17 protein-coding genes are annotated in these 14686 nt (G+C 47.4%); 12 read left to right on the top strand and 5 right to left on the bottom strand.

The window, feature by feature from the left end:
* Nucleotides 1–266: 266 nt before the first annotated feature.
* The 7 genes from B3F51_RS06235 to B3F51_RS06205 all read left to right on the top strand — a co-directional run bounded on the left by B3F51_RS06235 (nt 267) and on the right by B3F51_RS06205 (nt 6387).
* Nucleotides 267–674 carry a Rid family hydrolase gene (locus B3F51_RS06235; RefSeq protein WP_286946092.1) on the top strand — a complete coding sequence of 136 codons (408 nt, stop codon included), beginning with the start codon at nt 267–269 and terminating at the stop codon, nt 672–674.
* Nucleotides 674–1003, top strand: a complete 330-nt coding sequence (locus B3F51_RS06230; protein ID WP_070372134.1) for a (2Fe-2S)-binding protein — start codon at nt 674–676, stop codon at nt 1001–1003. The genes B3F51_RS06235 and B3F51_RS06230 overlap by 1 nt, the downstream gene beginning before the upstream one ends.
* A complete protein-coding gene (locus B3F51_RS06225) occupies nt 990–2597 on the top strand; it encodes an FAD-dependent oxidoreductase (protein ID WP_286946089.1) in 1608 nt (535 codons plus the stop codon). The genes B3F51_RS06230 and B3F51_RS06225 overlap by 14 nt, the downstream gene beginning before the upstream one ends.
* Before the next feature lie 17 nt (nt 2598–2614).
* Complete coding sequence (locus B3F51_RS06220) at nt 2615–2944, top strand: (2Fe-2S)-binding protein (protein WP_070372136.1); 330 nt, start codon at nt 2615–2617, stop codon at nt 2942–2944.
* Nucleotides 2937–4064 (top strand): NAD(P)/FAD-dependent oxidoreductase, encoded by a 1128-nt coding sequence (locus B3F51_RS06215; protein WP_228878762.1) that lies wholly within the window; start codon nt 2937–2939, stop codon nt 4062–4064. The genes B3F51_RS06220 and B3F51_RS06215 overlap by 8 nt, the downstream gene beginning before the upstream one ends.
* Nucleotides 4065–4293: 229 nt before the next feature.
* Nucleotides 4294–5175 (top strand): helix-turn-helix domain-containing protein, encoded by an 882-nt coding sequence (locus B3F51_RS06210; RefSeq protein WP_228878766.1) that lies wholly within the window; start codon nt 4294–4296, stop codon nt 5173–5175.
* 69 nt (nt 5176–5244) lie between these two features.
* A complete protein-coding gene (locus tag B3F51_RS06205) occupies nt 5245–6387 on the top strand; it encodes a tyramine oxidase subunit B (RefSeq protein WP_148637799.1) in 1143 nt (380 codons plus the stop codon).
* Nucleotides 6388–6523: 136 nt separating this feature from the next.
* Here the strand turns inward: B3F51_RS06205 and B3F51_RS06200 are convergent, their stop codons facing one another.
* The 5 genes from B3F51_RS06200 to B3F51_RS06180 all read right to left on the bottom strand — a co-directional run bounded on the left by B3F51_RS06200 (nt 6524) and on the right by B3F51_RS06180 (nt 10574).
* On the bottom strand, nt 6524–7048 hold the full coding sequence (locus B3F51_RS06200) for a GNAT family N-acetyltransferase (protein ID WP_286946084.1): 525 nt from the start codon (nt 7046–7048) through the stop codon (nt 6524–6526).
* Between the two features lies 1 nt (nt 7049).
* Nucleotides 7050–7898, bottom strand: a complete 849-nt coding sequence (locus B3F51_RS06195) for a prenyltransferase (RefSeq protein WP_286946082.1) — start codon at nt 7896–7898, stop codon at nt 7050–7052.
* Between the two features lie 45 nt (nt 7899–7943).
* Complete coding sequence (locus B3F51_RS06190) at nt 7944–8576, bottom strand: class I SAM-dependent methyltransferase (RefSeq protein ID WP_286946080.1); 633 nt, start codon at nt 8574–8576, stop codon at nt 7944–7946.
* A 76-nt stretch (nt 8577–8652) separates the two neighbouring features.
* Nucleotides 8653–10116 (bottom strand): helix-turn-helix domain-containing protein, encoded by a 1464-nt coding sequence (locus B3F51_RS06185; RefSeq protein WP_286946078.1) that lies wholly within the window; start codon nt 10114–10116, stop codon nt 8653–8655.
* 107 nt (nt 10117–10223) lie between these two features.
* Complete coding sequence (locus tag B3F51_RS06180; RefSeq protein WP_349680190.1) at nt 10224–10574, bottom strand: MerR family transcriptional regulator; 351 nt, start codon at nt 10572–10574, stop codon at nt 10224–10226.
* An 82-nt stretch (nt 10575–10656) separates the two neighbouring features.
* Between B3F51_RS06180 and B3F51_RS06175 the strand changes: the two genes are divergently transcribed.
* From B3F51_RS06175 to B3F51_RS06155, 5 genes are all read left to right on the top strand, one after another.
* The gene (locus B3F51_RS06175; protein ID WP_286808600.1) at nt 10657–11043 is read left to right on the top strand and encodes a carboxymuconolactone decarboxylase family protein; all 387 of its coding nucleotides are present in this window, start codon (nt 10657–10659) and stop codon (nt 11041–11043) included.
* Between the two features lie 427 nt (nt 11044–11470).
* Nucleotides 11471–12277 (top strand): alpha/beta fold hydrolase, encoded by an 807-nt coding sequence (locus B3F51_RS06170; protein WP_286946076.1) that lies wholly within the window; start codon nt 11471–11473, stop codon nt 12275–12277.
* A gap of 20 nt (nt 12278–12297) precedes the next feature.
* The gene (locus B3F51_RS06165) at nt 12298–13161 is read left to right on the top strand and encodes a MerR family transcriptional regulator (protein ID WP_070372145.1); all 864 of its coding nucleotides are present in this window, start codon (nt 12298–12300) and stop codon (nt 13159–13161) included.
* A 75-nt stretch (nt 13162–13236) separates the two neighbouring features.
* Complete coding sequence (locus tag B3F51_RS06160) at nt 13237–13704, top strand: hypothetical protein (RefSeq protein ID WP_070372146.1); 468 nt, start codon at nt 13237–13239, stop codon at nt 13702–13704.
* Nucleotides 13701–14342, top strand: a complete 642-nt coding sequence (locus tag B3F51_RS06155) for an NAD(P)H-dependent oxidoreductase (protein ID WP_070372147.1) — start codon at nt 13701–13703, stop codon at nt 14340–14342. Before B3F51_RS06160 ends, B3F51_RS06155 begins: the two co-directional genes overlap by 4 nt.
* Nucleotides 14343–14686 lie beyond the last annotated feature (344 nt).

Below are 14686 nucleotides of genomic sequence, written 5' to 3'. Positions count from 1 at the left end.
CAGATCAAATAAAAAGGCAACTAAACTTTTTGCCAGAGCCAGACGACAGACCACCAATGAACTGCAAATTATTTCCCTGAAAATCGCTGTAAATTGTTCCGATTGTTACTATTTCTGTTTGTTTTGCTGTGATATATTATGTTCAACCTAGAAAAACCACAGAAAAATCGAGACAAAGACGTCGAAAAAAATCTTCGGCGTCTTTGTCATTTTTTGAAGGCAAGACAAAAAATCTATTTGAATTCATTGCGAAAGGAAGTAATACCATGTCACGAATTAATTATTCATCAGGAGCACCTTTAGAAGAAAAAGTCGGCTATTCACGGATGGTAAAAATCGGCAATCTGATTATGATCGGTGGCACCACCTCGGTTCAGCCGGACGGCAGTGTTTACGGCGAAGGCGATCCCTATGCACAGGCCAAATACATTTTTGAAAAACACGTTAAACTCTTAGAACAGGCTGGCGCAACCCCAGCTGATGTGGTCAAAGTCATGTGTTATGCTACCCGGATGTCCGATTGCGGTGAAATTGGCCGGGCTTATTCGGAGTTTTTTAAAGAGTATCGGCCGCTTTTTACCGCAGTGGGAACAACGGAGCTCAACCGCCCCACCCAACTATGTGAGATTGAAATGACGGCGATTATCATTTCCGATGAAGGTGGGTGTGAGTGATGAACCGGATCAACGAACATCCCATTCTTGGCGAACCTGAAAAAGGCCAGCTGGTGTCCTTTTATATGGATGGCAAGCCGATGGAAGGTTATGCTGGTGAACCCATTGCCGTCGCCCTGAAAGCCGCCGGCGTGATGACTCACCGCTACACCCAGAAAAATCATGAGCCCCGGGGGATTTTTTGTGCCATTGGCCGCTGCACCGACTGTGTCATGATCGTTGATGGTGTGCCCAATATCCGCACCTGTATTACCCCATTAGTTTCCGGGATGCAGATTCAGACCCAGGATGGGGTCACAGCACTGGAGGTAAGCGATGAAACGTTATGATTTAATCGTCGTGGGAGCCGGTCCTGCCGGACTCTCAGCGGCTATTGAAGCCGCCCGATGCGGCATGAAGGTTGCCGTTTTTGATGAAAATGCCAAACCCGGCGGACAATTATTTAAGCAAATCCATAAATTTTTCGGTTCAAAAGAACACCAGGCCAAGATTCGCGGTTACAAAATTGGTGAAACACTACTCGCCGAGGCTGATGAATCCGGGGTTGAAGTATTTCTCAATGCCACCGTCGCAGGCATTTATCTGGACAAAGAAGTGCTGGTTCAAATCGGTGAAGCAATGACGCACTTCAAGGCCGATACCATCATTATCGCTACTGGGGCAGCGGAAAACATGGTCACCTTTGATGGCTGGACCCTACCTGGGGTGATTGGTGCCGGAGCCGCCCAGACGATGATGAATCTTTACGGCATCAAGCCCGGTCAACGGGTACTGATGCTGGGTAGCGGCAATGTCGGTCTGGTGGTCAGCTTCCAGCTGATGCAGGCTGGCTGTGAAGTCGTCGCCCTGGTGGATGCTGCTCCCAGGATAGGCGGCTATGGCGTTCACGCCGCCAAAATCGCCCGCTGTGGGGTGCCTTTTTATCTATCTCATACCATTACTAAAGCTGATGGGACTGATTGCGTCACAGGCGTGACGATTGCCGAGGTTGATGAAGCGTTCACTCCGATCCCCGGCACCGAGAAACACTTTGATGTGGATACCATCTGTCTGGCCGTCGGTCTCTCGCCAATGTCGCAGCTACTTAAAATGGCTGGTTGCAATATGGTTGATGATCCCCAGCGCGGCGGTCAGGTACCCTTGGTTTCTGAAAATGGCGAAACCTCAATTCCCGGTCTCTTTGCTGCTGGGGATGTTTCTGGCATCGAAGAAGCCAGCTCAGCCATGATTGGTGGCCGGATGTCCGGTCTGGCAGCCGCAGCTTATCTGGGCTTTCTCAGTGAGCAGGATAAAGATAAGCGTCTGGCTGACCTGGAAATCGCCCTCGATAGCCTGCACCAGGGCATGTTCGCCCCCGGCAGCAAAGGCCAAACCTTTGCCAAAACCGACGAAGGGATTGCGGTTTCTCAGAGTCTGCTTAAAAAAGGCTATCTTGATGATACTGATCTTGAGCGCTTTTTTCATCGATCTGATCAAACTGATAAAAAATCCGGTATCCGTCCGGTGATCGAATGTACTCAGAACATTCCCTGCAATCCCTGTCAGGATGCCTGTACCAAGGGTTGCATAAAAATTGGTAAAACAATCACCGCCCTGCCCCGAATTGATGCGAACAGCATCTGCACCGGCTGTGGTCTGTGTATCGCTTCCTGTTCCGGTCAGGCCATCTTTCTGGTTGATGAAGACTACGCTCCGGGCTACGCCAGCATAACCCTACCCTATGAATTTTTACCCCTGCCCCAAAAGGGCCAACTGGGAACAGCCCTGAGCCGCAGCGGTCAACCACTGGGTACCGCCGAAATCATCGATGTTCGCAGTGCCAAGGCCTTTGACCACACCACCCTGGTCACCATCAAGGTACCGGTAGCGCAAGCCATGACCGCCCGGTTTTTTAAACCCGCAACCCATGCGGCCGGACAATAAGAAAAGGAGAAACGACTATGAAATCTATTAATGATCGTTCACAAAATATCGGTTCCTTCGTTTCCCAGGCTGACGACACCATCATCATCTGCCGCTGCGAAGAAATCACCAAAGGCGAAATTCGGCAGGCGATTCACGACGGAATGTTTACCGTTAATGAAATCCGGCGTTACCTGCGGGCTGGGATGGGGCTTTGTCAGGGCCAAACCTGCGGTAAGCTGGTTAAAAACCTGATTGCCCGGGAGCTTTGCGTCATCCCCGATCAATTGGATCCGGCCACCAGCCGATCACCCATGCGACCGGTGGAAATGAAAGTATTAGGAAATGAAGAGGTGACCCATGTCTAAACATACTGACGTGATTATTATTGGCGCCGGTATCATCGGTAATGCCACCGCCTACTACCTGGCTAAAAAAGGCCTGTCGGTGACGGTTCTTGAAGCCAGCAAGGATATTGGCATTGGTGGTTCGTCCCGAAATGGTGGCGGTGTCCGCCAGTCCGGCCGGGATACCCGGGAACTGCCGCTGGCGATGTGGGGGATTAAAAACCTCTGGCCGGGACTGTCCGAAGAACTGGGTGTGGATGTGGAATACACCCAAAAAGGTAATCTGCGACTGGGGAAAACGGAGGCCCATCAAAAAATTCTTCAGGGCTTAACGGATAAGGCCGTAGCCTGCGGGTTGGATGTCCGGATGATCAACGGCGATGAAATTCGGGCCATTAATCCCTACCTTTCCGACGAAGTTACCTGTGCCAGCTGGTGTCCCACCGACGGCCATGCCAATCCGCTGACAGCAACCCTCGGTTACTATAAAAAAGCCCGGGAATTGGGCGTCCGCTTTATTACCGAAGCACCCTGTTTCGAACTGCGAAAAATTAAGGGTGTGATCCGTCAGGTTGTCACCCCGGATGCCATCTATGAAGCCGACAAGGTGCTGGTGGCGGCCGGTTTTGACAGCCGCAAAATATTAGCGACTGTCGGCATCGATGTGCCAATGATGCCGCTTAAAATGGAATGTCTGGTTACCGAAGCCGAACCGCCGATGTTTCTGCAAATGCTGGGGACAGCTGATGCCGATTTTTACGGCCATCAGTCCAAGCATGGTTCCTTTGTTTTTGGTGGATCCTCTGGTTTTGAACACCTCAACAAAGACAATGGCAGCCCCATTTCCAGTAGCATCGGCGCCTCCTGTACCTGCCGGGGGATTATTAAATACTTCCCTGCACTTGCCGATGCCAAAATCGTCCGGGCCTGGGCTGGCTGGCTGGATGACTGTGCCGACCATGTTCCTGTGATCAGCCCGGTGGCAGAAGTGCCCGGTTTGTATATCGCCTGCGCTTTTTCTGGCCACGGCTTTGGGATTGCTCCGGCGGTGGGCTACAACGTCGCCGAAATGATTGCTGACGGTCACTCCACTATCGATTTGTCAGCCCTCCGATACGACCGCTTTCAACCCAAACAATAAGCCTGGACTAGGCTCAATACGAAAATTAGAATTTTCTTAACTATGATTGCAAATGTAATTTAGTGCCGATTTTTACTATTCTTTTCTTTCGAACTATGGTATATTGTATACATAATAAGCAGTGAACCAACAACTACTCAGACAAGGATGTCGAAATCGAAATTTCGGCGTCCTTGTTTTTTTATGCCGGTTCGTGCCAATTATCCATTTTGTTCAGAAAGGAAAGCGTATGCTTGCGGTTTTAGCTATGATTGATCTATTGCAACGGTATGGCTCTTATGCATCATCCCCACAAGAAAAGGAAAGTATCATCATCCCAAAACAACCCTTGATGGTCAAGCACGCCCAGGGTTATGAGTACTTTGACTACCGGGCTTATGGCATCTCCCACTTTTATCGCTTCCAGGTTACCCAGGAAATGTTAGAAACCGCCACCATCGTTCCTGATGGCACCGTCGACATTGTCTTCCGCTGCGGCCAGGATCATCTGGATGCAACCTGCTACGGCGCCGTTTTAAAAATGCACTCGATTGAATATGCTTCGGTTTTTCATCTCAACGATACTATTTTTGGCATCCGTTTTCTGCCTGGCAAAGCGTTTTTACCTAAGGGCTATCCGATTGGCAGCCTGACTGAGAGCTCTGTGCCACTCCCGGAAATCTGCGAGGATCAGGCCATGATGGAAGGCATCACCTGCAGCAACGATTTTAAAGAACAGATTGAGTTGTTTCTGGCTGCCTATATTCCCGATTATCAGAACTATTACAGCCCGGGCGTTCGTCCTTTCAGTTATCGCATGGTCGATGAGATCACCAAAGTCGTCGGAATTATCAATGTCAATGAATTAAGCCAAAAAGTCGGCTATACGCCCCGTTATATCAACCAGCTTTTTAATAAGGAGATTGGCTTGCCGCCAAAAACCTTCTCAAAAATTATCCGTTTTCAGAATGTATTGCTGGCGCTGGGGAAAGATCAGCATATTTCAACCATCGCCGCAGACATGGGTTATTTTGATCAGTCCCACCTGCTTAAGGAATTTAAACAATTCACGGGAATCTCTCCCGGAAATTACCGTAAATCCCTGACAAAAGGCACTGCTATCCGAATTTGAAACAATAAAACTTTATTCATCCTGTTTATTCAAGAACATAAAAATAAAAATTATTTGGAGGTTTATATTATGACATTACCAGGAATTGATTTTTTGTATTTAAATGAAGCCGATATGATTAAGGCGGGGGTCAACAATGTTGTGGCCTGTACTGACTGTATGGAAGAGTTGTTAAAGCTGCTCGATATGGGTGACTACCGGATGGGTGGTGACAATGGCAACTCCCACGGTTGTATGATTACCTTCCCAGAAGAACCCGAATTCCCCAATATGCCAAAGAACGGCCCAGACCGTCGCTTTATGGCGATGCCAGCCTATGTCGGCGGCAAGTTTGACGTCGCCGGGATGAAATGGTACGGTTCCAATGTGGAAAACCGCCATAAAAATCTGCCCCGTTCGATTTTGATGATGATGTTAAACGACAAGGATACCAGCGCACCACTGGCCTTGATGTCTGCCAATCTCCTCAGTGCTTACCGGACTGCGGCCGTTCCTGGCGTCGGTGTCAAAAATCTGGCCCTAAAAGATGCCAAAGTGCTGGCAATTATCGGTCCTGGTGTCATCAACTCCACTGCCATCGAAACCTTTGCCGCCCTACGACCAAGTCTGACGACCCTTAAAATAAAAGGCCGGGGCCAGGCCTCCATCGACCGTTGTATTGAATTCGTTAAGGAAAAATGCCCGCAGTTTACCGAAATTATAGTTTGCGAAACCCTGGAAGAATGTGTTCGGGGATCTGATATTCTTAGCTTTGCCACCTCAACTCCAATGGGTGCTGGTCCTTCGGCCTATCCTTTTGTAGATGCCGAGTGGATTAAGCCCGGTGCCCTGTTCTGTCTGCCTGGAGCGGCTGATTTTACCGATGAATTTATCCAAAGCGATAAAACCAAGCTGGTGGTTGACAACATTTCCCTATATGAAGCCTGGGCCGAAGAATATCCCTACCCGACCTATAATATCGTTTATATCCTCGGTTCCAAATTTATGGACATGATCCATGATGGCAAACTGGCCAAAACCGATATCCACGATTTAGGAGCCATCTTAAACGGCAAGGTGCCCGGCCGGGAAAGCGACGACCAGATTATCCTCTACTCGGTCGGTGGGATGCCGGTGGAAGATGTCGCCTGGGGTAAAGAGGTTTATGACTATGCCCGTAAGCATAATATCGGGGTTAATCTGAATCTTTGGGATAAACCATCTTTATACTAAGATCAAAACGATCCCGAATCTCGACTGGACAAAACACCTAAGCATATAAATAAACCCTTTACCATTTGCTTATAATTGGTAAAGGGTTTTCGTTCGTCGATAAATTGTCAGCACTGGCGTTACCGTAGCACTGGCGTTACCGGAATTCTGCTCTGGTGATCGAATAAGCTTTTACATCCAGGATTTCACCGGTGTAGATCTTGTCCGCCTGCCGGATTGTTCCTTCATAATGAAAACCACATTTTTCAATCACCCGCTGGGATCCGAAGTTTTCCGGATAATGCACCACTGAGATCAGACCCAGACCCAGGGTATCAAAGCCATAGGCCAGCACGGCTCTGGCCGCTTCGGTCATGATGCCCTGCCCCCAGAAATCCTCACTGAGCGCGTAGCCGAGCATCCGGGCCTGGTCATTCTGACGATGAGGGTCCTCGATTAATCCGATTGAGCCGATAATCTGGTAGTCTTTTTCAATTCCCCAGATATTTTCCTGGCCGACAAAGATCGTCTTCATGATCTCCTTTGTTTCTTCGATAGTATCATGCGGCTTCCAGCCAGCCCGCGGGCCAACATTCGGGCTTTTTGAATAAGCAAAAACGTCGCCAGCATCAGCCATGGTTAACGGCCTTAATTTCAGATTTTCAGTTTCAATGTAATTCATTTTAGTCCAACTCCATATTTTTCATAATCTCTTGATACCGCGCCGAGGCGGCGGCTGAGGGTTTGCCTTTTGGGCAGATCGTAAGCCCACTGAGTTTGCGATTGGGACGCTCAACAATCATCCGGCCCTGACTATCCAGCTTCTGCTGTAACGCTACCAAGGCTTCGCTAAAGCGTTTGTCTTGCCGGGCTTTTTCGTAAAAAGACAACACATAGACATAATAAAACAGGTTGTAGCGCAAAAACGGATATTCCACCTGCATAAATAATTTGCCAATACCATAGTGACAGGGCCCCACCGGCATCTTCACAGTCCAGTGATCCAGCAGGGTTTCAACTGCCCGGTCAAGATCAACGATGCGAGCCGCTCCCGCATGAAAACCGGCCAGACGAAAAGCATCCAAGGCCAGCAGAGTCACATTGGGATTTGACGCATCAGTTTCGGGGCCATGACCATAGATAAATTTGTTGCAGCGCCAGCCACCGTCATCGTAGCGGTCAGCAAGCAGATAATTCAGTGCGTCCTGAACCCGGGGATGACTGGCGTAACCATTGCGACACAGACCGGCCACCCCATGGGCGGTATGACAGGGATAGATTGCACCTTTGGGGGCAATCCGCACCCGACCGTCGGCTCTTATGGCTTTCAGAACCAGCTCCACCGCCCCTTGCAGGGCTTCATGATCCCGAGGCACGTTAAGTTCACTGATGATCATCAGTGCGGTCAGGGTACTGATCGGTTTTTCAATCCCCAGGCGGCCGTCCGGGGTTGCCCAGAAATCGGCGCCATTGTCATGGCGGGTAGCCAGGATCTGCTCCCAATCCGTTTGACTTTTATTTTTAATTATCATCGCTGGACTCTCCTTCTAATTATGATTTTAGAGCTAAGTTTTATTTTAAATGTGCTCATTCTTGCTCAATACCATTACCTTACTGTAATCACAATGAATTGTTTGTGTCATTTCAAAACCAAAGCGAAAAAGATACTGATCCATCTCAGTTTTAAGAAAATCCTCAAAGCCTGCGGGTTCCGTTTTTTTAACGAGATAAAACAAAATCCGTTGAACCAGGCTGACTGGTTCCTCCCATTCCACGACAATCAGTTTTCCGGTATTTTTCAAGACTCTTCTGGCCTCCCCAAGCAGCTTGCCCGCCAGAGCCAGGCTTAACTCGTGCAGCACCAGCGATATCAGCACCACATCAAATTCCTCGTTTGAAAATTGCAGGTTGGCCGCATCCATCTGAAGTAGCTTGACGTTGGATATCTCTGCTTGCTCCCATTTTGCTACGGCTTTTTTAAGCATCGCAGTCGAAAGATCAATCCCGATCACTTTGGCATTTCTTCTGGCCCCGGCAATGGCAAAGGCATTAGTCCCGGTGCCGGTACACATGTCCAGAACTTTTAATGGTTCTTCTCCTAATACGGAAATGACGGCATTGCGGGGACTGGAGGCCGCCTTTCTAAAGTAAGTCCGATCTAATATATCGTAGACCTTGGCATTAAATTGGTAGTTTTCATCTGCTTCCATTTTCCCTCACTTTCATTCACAAGTATGTGTTCTGCCTAACTGACCCTGTCAAGCAGTTTTTTTATGTTTCACTTCATCAACTTTCATCGCTGCTATATTCCCTGATTATGGACTCGATCCCGGCAATGGTTTCCTCTCTGCCAAGAACATAATCGCTGGTGGGCAGGCTGTTAAAGAACTCTTCAAAGGCATTGATGATGTTGACTTCGTTAATTGCCAGATGTTTGAAGATGGTTTCGTTACCCCGTTGATAATGAAGAATCAGCCGGAGCGTCGGGTCTTCATTGGAAAATTCCACTGCCGAATTCATAAACAACCGATCCTCGTTGATGGCATAGCATTTTCTTTCACTGGCAACCAAATCAGCATGCAGTTGTTTAATCAGCTGCAGCCGTTCTGCAGGCGCAAAAGGGTGAACCATCTCTTCAGGCAGATAGATGTAGCCATCCTCCATGAATTGCCGCAAATATTTCAGGGAAAAAACATCCACCATCCCCTTATTATCGGCCCGGAATTTATCATAAAAAGGAATTACTGTCGCAAGCAGGGCCTCAAAATATGGGAACTCCCGGTTTAGCTGTTTTTCGATCATCTCATCGGTGAAATAACGGGAAAAACAGGGGATCGGTTGCATCACAAGTTTGGTGGGAAGGGCATCCTCCAGGGCGTAAATCTCAAAAAGATCCCGACTGCCATGAATAAACGGAGCACTATTGTCTAAAAGTTCTGAAAAATATCCATCATAGACCTGATAAAGCCCCGCATCCTGGTATACAACTGCGGTGGCGAGATCCTTTGACAGGGTGATCAATCGATTTGAGGTTAGCAGATAATACGGGAACATCCCACCATCAACTGGATGCCAGTCGGATGGTCGATAATAGAAACGGGATTGGTAATCGACATTGTCAAGCAGCGAAAGCGCCGCCAGTTTTTTAAAGGCCAGCAGACTTTGATCGGCATCCGCTTCACTGCAATTCTGAGGAAAACTGACGATATCCTGTACTACAAGTTTTTTTTCGGAGCCCATCATTTGCTGAAAAATGTAATCATAGACGGCATCCCAGTCATAGGGAATGACCTGCCGGATTTGTGGCGTCGAACTGGCAAAAATTTCGCAGTCAATGGCGCTTTCCACCAGTCGTAGTACATTGGCATGTCCACTCACAATCTCCATGCCATCGATTAACGAACTTTTTACAACTGCACCATTTTTTAAACCGATTTCTTTAGAAAAGGGAATGGTATGTTCGGTTAGTTCAGCAATCGTTTCGATCAGGCCGACGATGGCTTTCCGGTTATAATAGTTTCGTTGGCCAATGATTTCCATTTCCAGGACATTTTTCAGTTCCTCTTCTTCGGCTGTCGACATCCGTAACGCTTTGCACAGGCCACTAAAAATCTTTTTAGAAGGCAGGCGGTCGCCAGATTTTACCCGCTGCAGGGTTGTCCGGTCGATCTTGCCGATCTCCGCCAGGGATTGTATCGTTTCACCACTATCAACAATCAATTCTTCAATTCTTTGGGAAAATAATGACATGCTAAACGCTCCTTAATCTTTTAGTCTGATAAAGTTAATTTTTTATCCAAACTTTCTTTTTCCGAACACAGATAATTTTCCTCAAGGCAACACGACTTGATCCGGTTTTAATCTTTTTTTCGATAAAACTCGATTTTGGCATCAAGGTTACAAAGATTTTGGGCCCATTTCTGCTGTTCCGCGACTACATATGTGCGATGGGCTTCTAGCATTTCCAGTCGTTCGTGGACGGTCTGATCGCCTTCGGCTCTCAAATCGGCGTATTTTTTAATATTCCGCAGCGGCATCCCGGTCTCTTTGAATCGCTGAATGAAACGAATCCATTCAATATCGTTTTCGTCGTAGTTACGTCGCCCCCGGGCATCACGGGAAACGGCAATCAATTCCTTCTTTTCATAGTATCTCAGGGTATATTCACTGATCTGAGTCAGTTGGGCCATTTCGCTAATAATCATCATAAAACCTTTCAAAATATGGGTTGACTTAGACCATAGTCTAAGCACTATACTGGGATTATAAAAAATTTGGAGGTAATCACAAATGGATCAAACACGTTATCAAATTGGTGTCGCACAGTTAAAAAAAATTGATGGGGTTGGCGGCGAAAAGGTGATCGAATCACTGAAAACAATCGCCCCTGACTTGGGCAACTACATTATTGAATTTGCTTTTGGCGATATCTACCCCCGGGAAGGTCTCTCCCTTCAGGAACGGGAACTAATCACCATCACCAGCCTATTGACCGCCGGTGGCTGCGAACCGCAATTGGATGTTCATATCAATGGCGCTTTGAATGTCGGGCTTTTACCAGAGAAAATTATTGAAGCCTTTATTCAATGTATCCCCTACACCGGATTTCCAAAAGTTTTAAACGCCGTTGCCGTTGCCAAAGAGGTCTTTGCCGCACGTGACGCCCATAACCAGTAGACTACTGGCATGAGCTGAGCTATAACCGTTTTTGAGGCGACTGAAATGACCTCTTCTTATAAGCTTTATTTTACGGCAAAAAAGACCGCAAAGTTTAGATATTTGAAAATACAATCAGCTTTGGAAAAACCTTCTGCAAGGAGCCAGGCCATCTGGTCATTGAGCGGGGCGGTTTGATTAAAGGAGATGCGGTGATTGGCATCGTAATCCTGACTGTATTAGTTGAAAACATCTTATAAATGCATTGCTTAGCCTCTTTTCGTTTACCTATCATTATACGCCGTTTAATGAAAAATGGCTATGTAAATCAGGTTCTTTCAGCCATCCTTTACAATTCTGCCATTGACGAACCTCCTTTTTATCGGTACACTTTAAAAAAGACCCATTCCACCAAGAATGGGAAAATCTGCGAAAGAAGGTCGTCGTCGTGCTGGAAAAAACAATCACCTCCCCCCGGGGCACCGTTTCCTACTGGATCGCCCGGCATCAGGATCCCCAGGCAATTTGTCTGGTCTTTACCCATGGGCTTACTGCCAATCATCGGATGTTTGATCACCAGGTGGCTTATTTCAGAAAGCATTACACCGTCATCAGCTGGGATCTACCCCTCCATGGGGCTTCCCGTCCCTATACGGATTTTTCATTTCACCATGCCGCTGCCGATCTGGATGCTATTTTGAATCAGGAAAAGATTCCGGCGGCGGTTCTGATCGGTCAGTCACTGGGAGGCTATGCCTGTCAGCAGTATGCCCTGGATTTTCCGGACAAGGTGCTGGCTTTTGTGGGAGTCGATACCTCTCCCTTTGGCCCTTCCTACTATTCCCGGTCAGACCGCTTCTGGATCCGGCAGGTGGAATGGCTGTCCCGCTGTTATCCTCATGACAAACTGGTGTCAGCCATTGCTAAAGGGGCCACCCATACCAAACGGGGCTTTGACAACATGATGGCAATGCTGGCTCCCTATGGCAAGGCAGAACTCTGCCGGATCATGGGAACCGCCTATACCAGCTTTCTCCGGGAAAACTGCGATACGGCCTTTGATTTCCCGGTGCTGCTGACCCTGGGTGAATATGACCGCTTCGGCAAGGTACCCCAATACAATTGGGCCTGGGCGGCCAAAACCGGTTATCCCCTAAAAATCATTCCCGGGGCTGGCCATAATGCCAATGTCGATAATCCGGTGGTTTTTAATGCCGTGGTTGAGGATTTTCTTGACAGCCATCATCTGGTTTAATAAAGGCAAGGAGCAAGGCCATGACAAACGACTCACAAAAACATATCGACGACTTTGACCGTAATAACCAGAGCAATACCTTTCTAACCGGCGAACTGTTCCGTTACCTTGGTTTTACCCGGGATACCTTACGGCATTATGAGGCCATGGGGTTGATCAAACCGGGACATGACCAGAGTAACAACTATCGCCAGTATGGTTTTGATGAAATTTATAAGTTGCTGATTATTGAATTTTATAAAAAAAGAGGTTTCGCCCTGGCGGAAATCAATCAGCTGATTGACCAGGATCAGCTCTCCGGCATAACAGAGAATCTGATTGAAAAGCAGGCGGCCATTGAGCTGGCGATTAAAAAACAGCAACAGATGCTGCTAAAATTAGCTGACACCCAGGCCTTTTGTCAGTCACTGCCGCACCACCTGAATCAGTTTTCCATCCGGAACTTTCCACTGTACGAGATTATCAGTTCCTTTTCGGCGATCTCCGCCTTTGATGAATATCAGGAAAAGGTTCTTGCTCATCTTAATCTGGCCGATGAGGATCTGCTGACCAATATGATCCGCTGTGTCACCTTTGATACCACCCAGTATCAGGAAACCCAGATGCATCTCGTCGTACCGGCTACCGCTCGGGAAAGCGGCAAAGACTATCTCGATGACGGTCCCTGTCTCCACATTGTGGTTGAAAGCGGCCGTTACAGCGATGCGGCCAATCAGGTCATAGACAAAACCCGACTGGCCGCTTATCAATGGGCGGCAGAAAACCAGCTCCAGCTAAAGGGCTGCGTTTATCTGCATGTCCGCCTGATTCTCTTTCACGACAATCTGGAACAGGCCTTCGTGGAAGCCTGGGCGCCAATTGATCAAAATAATCGAACAGAATAATTTCAAAAATAATGATTGACCTGGGGGCTGCCCCCGGCTTTATACTCGAGACATATCATTACTAAGGAGTCAAAAATGAAAACCATGATTGTCCGAGAATATAATACTGTTATGCTGCCGGATTCGTATTTACTGGATTTGAACACGCACCAGATAAAAGGCTGCTGTGGCTGTTGGACCTGCTGGTGGAAAACTCCAGGGCGCTGTATCCATCATGATCTGGATTGCTTTTATCATCATTATATCACCGCTGAAAAGGTCACTTTTTATCTCACTGTGTCCCAGGGTTTTATCAGCGCCAATCTAAAAACTTTGTTTGACCGGATGATTCCCCTGTTTCTGCCCTATACCAATTATGGTTCGGGTGAATCGATGCACGACCCCCGCTATGAGCGGTATCCGGATATCGAAATTTATTATCAGGATACTTTTTTTAATACGGCAGAAAAACAAATCTTCGAAGATTATCTGCAGCGAACCTTCTACCAGTTTCACAGCAAAACTATCCACCTGACTGGGGAAACACCCGGGGTGCGATCATGAAAACTCTGATGCTAAACGGCTCCCCCCGGGCCGATCACGGGAATACCCAATTATTTATTGACCATTTTCAATCAGGTTTGACCACACCACTGCCGGTTCGCTACCTGCTCCGGGAAAACCCGACAACCTTGGCGCTGGCGATGAAAGAGTATGACACCATTCTGCTGGTGATGCCACTGTATATTCATGCCATGCCCGGGCTGGTGATGAAGCTTTTTGAAGAACTGAAACCCCAATCCAGCCATCATCAAAAAATCGGTTTTATTGTCCAGGCAGGTTTTATTGAAAGTGCCACCGCCCGCTATCTGGAAAACTATCTGTCCGCTTTGGCCCACCGCTTGAATTATACCTACCTCGGCACCGTCATCAAGGGCGATGCGGCGGCCTGTTCGATCCTGCCGCATTTTTTCTTTGGCAGACTGTTTAAACAGCTTAAAGCGCTGGGTGTCGCGTATGAAAAAACCGGGAGCTTCGATCCGCTCCTCGTCAAAAAGCTGGGTAATCCCGTTTATTTATCAAAATTTCAGGTACGGTTATTGGAATCCCGCCTGGTCAGCCGACTCAATCAGGTTGGTTGGAACTGGATTCTTAAGAGAAATGGTTGTTTTGAAAATCGTTATGATCGACCCTTTCTTTGATGGATGCCAAAGATCATCGCCAAACGTTTATAATTGTATATAAGCGTATACGATTTTTATACAAACGTTTACAGTTTATCTATTTACTTCTGGAAGAATGGTGATATAATAAGAGCATATCAAAGATCAACTCAATCATTTTCAGTAACAGGTGTTACGAATCATTTGTGTCAATCACTTGAAAATTTACGACACTGGCAATAATATCAATGTACCGACCCGAGGTTGAAGATGAAAATTTGACCATGATGAAATAAGTTGATAGGCTAGCCGGGAGAAAGATCTACTTAAAAAACAGATTCTTCCAACTATAGAAAGCGAAATCTTTCGATAGAAGGATATCC

Source organism: Acetobacterium sp. UBA5834 (assembly GCF_002435675.1).
GTDB classification, from domain to species: Bacteria; Bacillota; Clostridia; order Eubacteriales; family Eubacteriaceae; genus Acetobacterium; species Acetobacterium wieringae.
This window is presented reverse-complemented; position numbering and strand designations above follow the sequence as displayed.

Coding starts and splice junctions, on each gene's coding strand:
- B3F51_RS06210 (WP_228878766.1), top strand. CDS start 4,294: ATGCTTGCGGTTTTAGCTATGATTGATCTATTGCAACGGTATGGCTCT.
- B3F51_RS06160 (WP_070372146.1), top strand. CDS start 13,237: ATGAAAACCATGATTGTCCGAGAATATAATACTGTTATGCTGCCGGAT.
- B3F51_RS06205 (WP_148637799.1), top strand. CDS start 5,245: ATGACATTACCAGGAATTGATTTTTTGTATTTAAATGAAGCCGATATG.
- B3F51_RS06155 (WP_070372147.1), top strand. CDS start 13,701: ATGAAAACTCTGATGCTAAACGGCTCCCCCCGGGCCGATCACGGGAAT.
- B3F51_RS06220 (WP_070372136.1), top strand. CDS start 2,615: ATGAAATCTATTAATGATCGTTCACAAAATATCGGTTCCTTCGTTTCC.
- B3F51_RS06235 (WP_286946092.1), top strand. CDS start 267: ATGTCACGAATTAATTATTCATCAGGAGCACCTTTAGAAGAAAAAGTC.
- B3F51_RS06200 (WP_286946084.1), bottom strand. CDS start 7,048: ATGAATTACATTGAAACTGAAAATCTGAAATTAAGGCCGTTAACCATG.
- B3F51_RS06185 (WP_286946078.1), bottom strand. CDS start 10,116: ATGTCATTATTTTCCCAAAGAATTGAAGAATTGATTGTTGATAGTGGT.
- B3F51_RS06180 (WP_349680190.1), bottom strand. CDS start 10,574: ATGATGATTATTAGCGAAATGGCCCAACTGACTCAGATCAGTGAATAT.
- B3F51_RS06230 (WP_070372134.1), top strand. CDS start 674: ATGAACCGGATCAACGAACATCCCATTCTTGGCGAACCTGAAAAAGGC.
- B3F51_RS06190 (WP_286946080.1), bottom strand. CDS start 8,576: ATGGAAGCAGATGAAAACTACCAATTTAATGCCAAGGTCTACGATATA.
- B3F51_RS06195 (WP_286946082.1), bottom strand. CDS start 7,898: ATGATAATTAAAAATAAAAGTCAAACGGATTGGGAGCAGATCCTGGCT.
- B3F51_RS06165 (WP_070372145.1), top strand. CDS start 12,298: ATGACAAACGACTCACAAAAACATATCGACGACTTTGACCGTAATAAC.
- B3F51_RS06225 (WP_286946089.1), top strand. CDS start 990: ATGAAACGTTATGATTTAATCGTCGTGGGAGCCGGTCCTGCCGGACTC.
- B3F51_RS06215 (WP_228878762.1), top strand. CDS start 2,937: ATGTCTAAACATACTGACGTGATTATTATTGGCGCCGGTATCATCGGT.
- B3F51_RS06175 (WP_286808600.1), top strand. CDS start 10,657: ATGGATCAAACACGTTATCAAATTGGTGTCGCACAGTTAAAAAAAATT.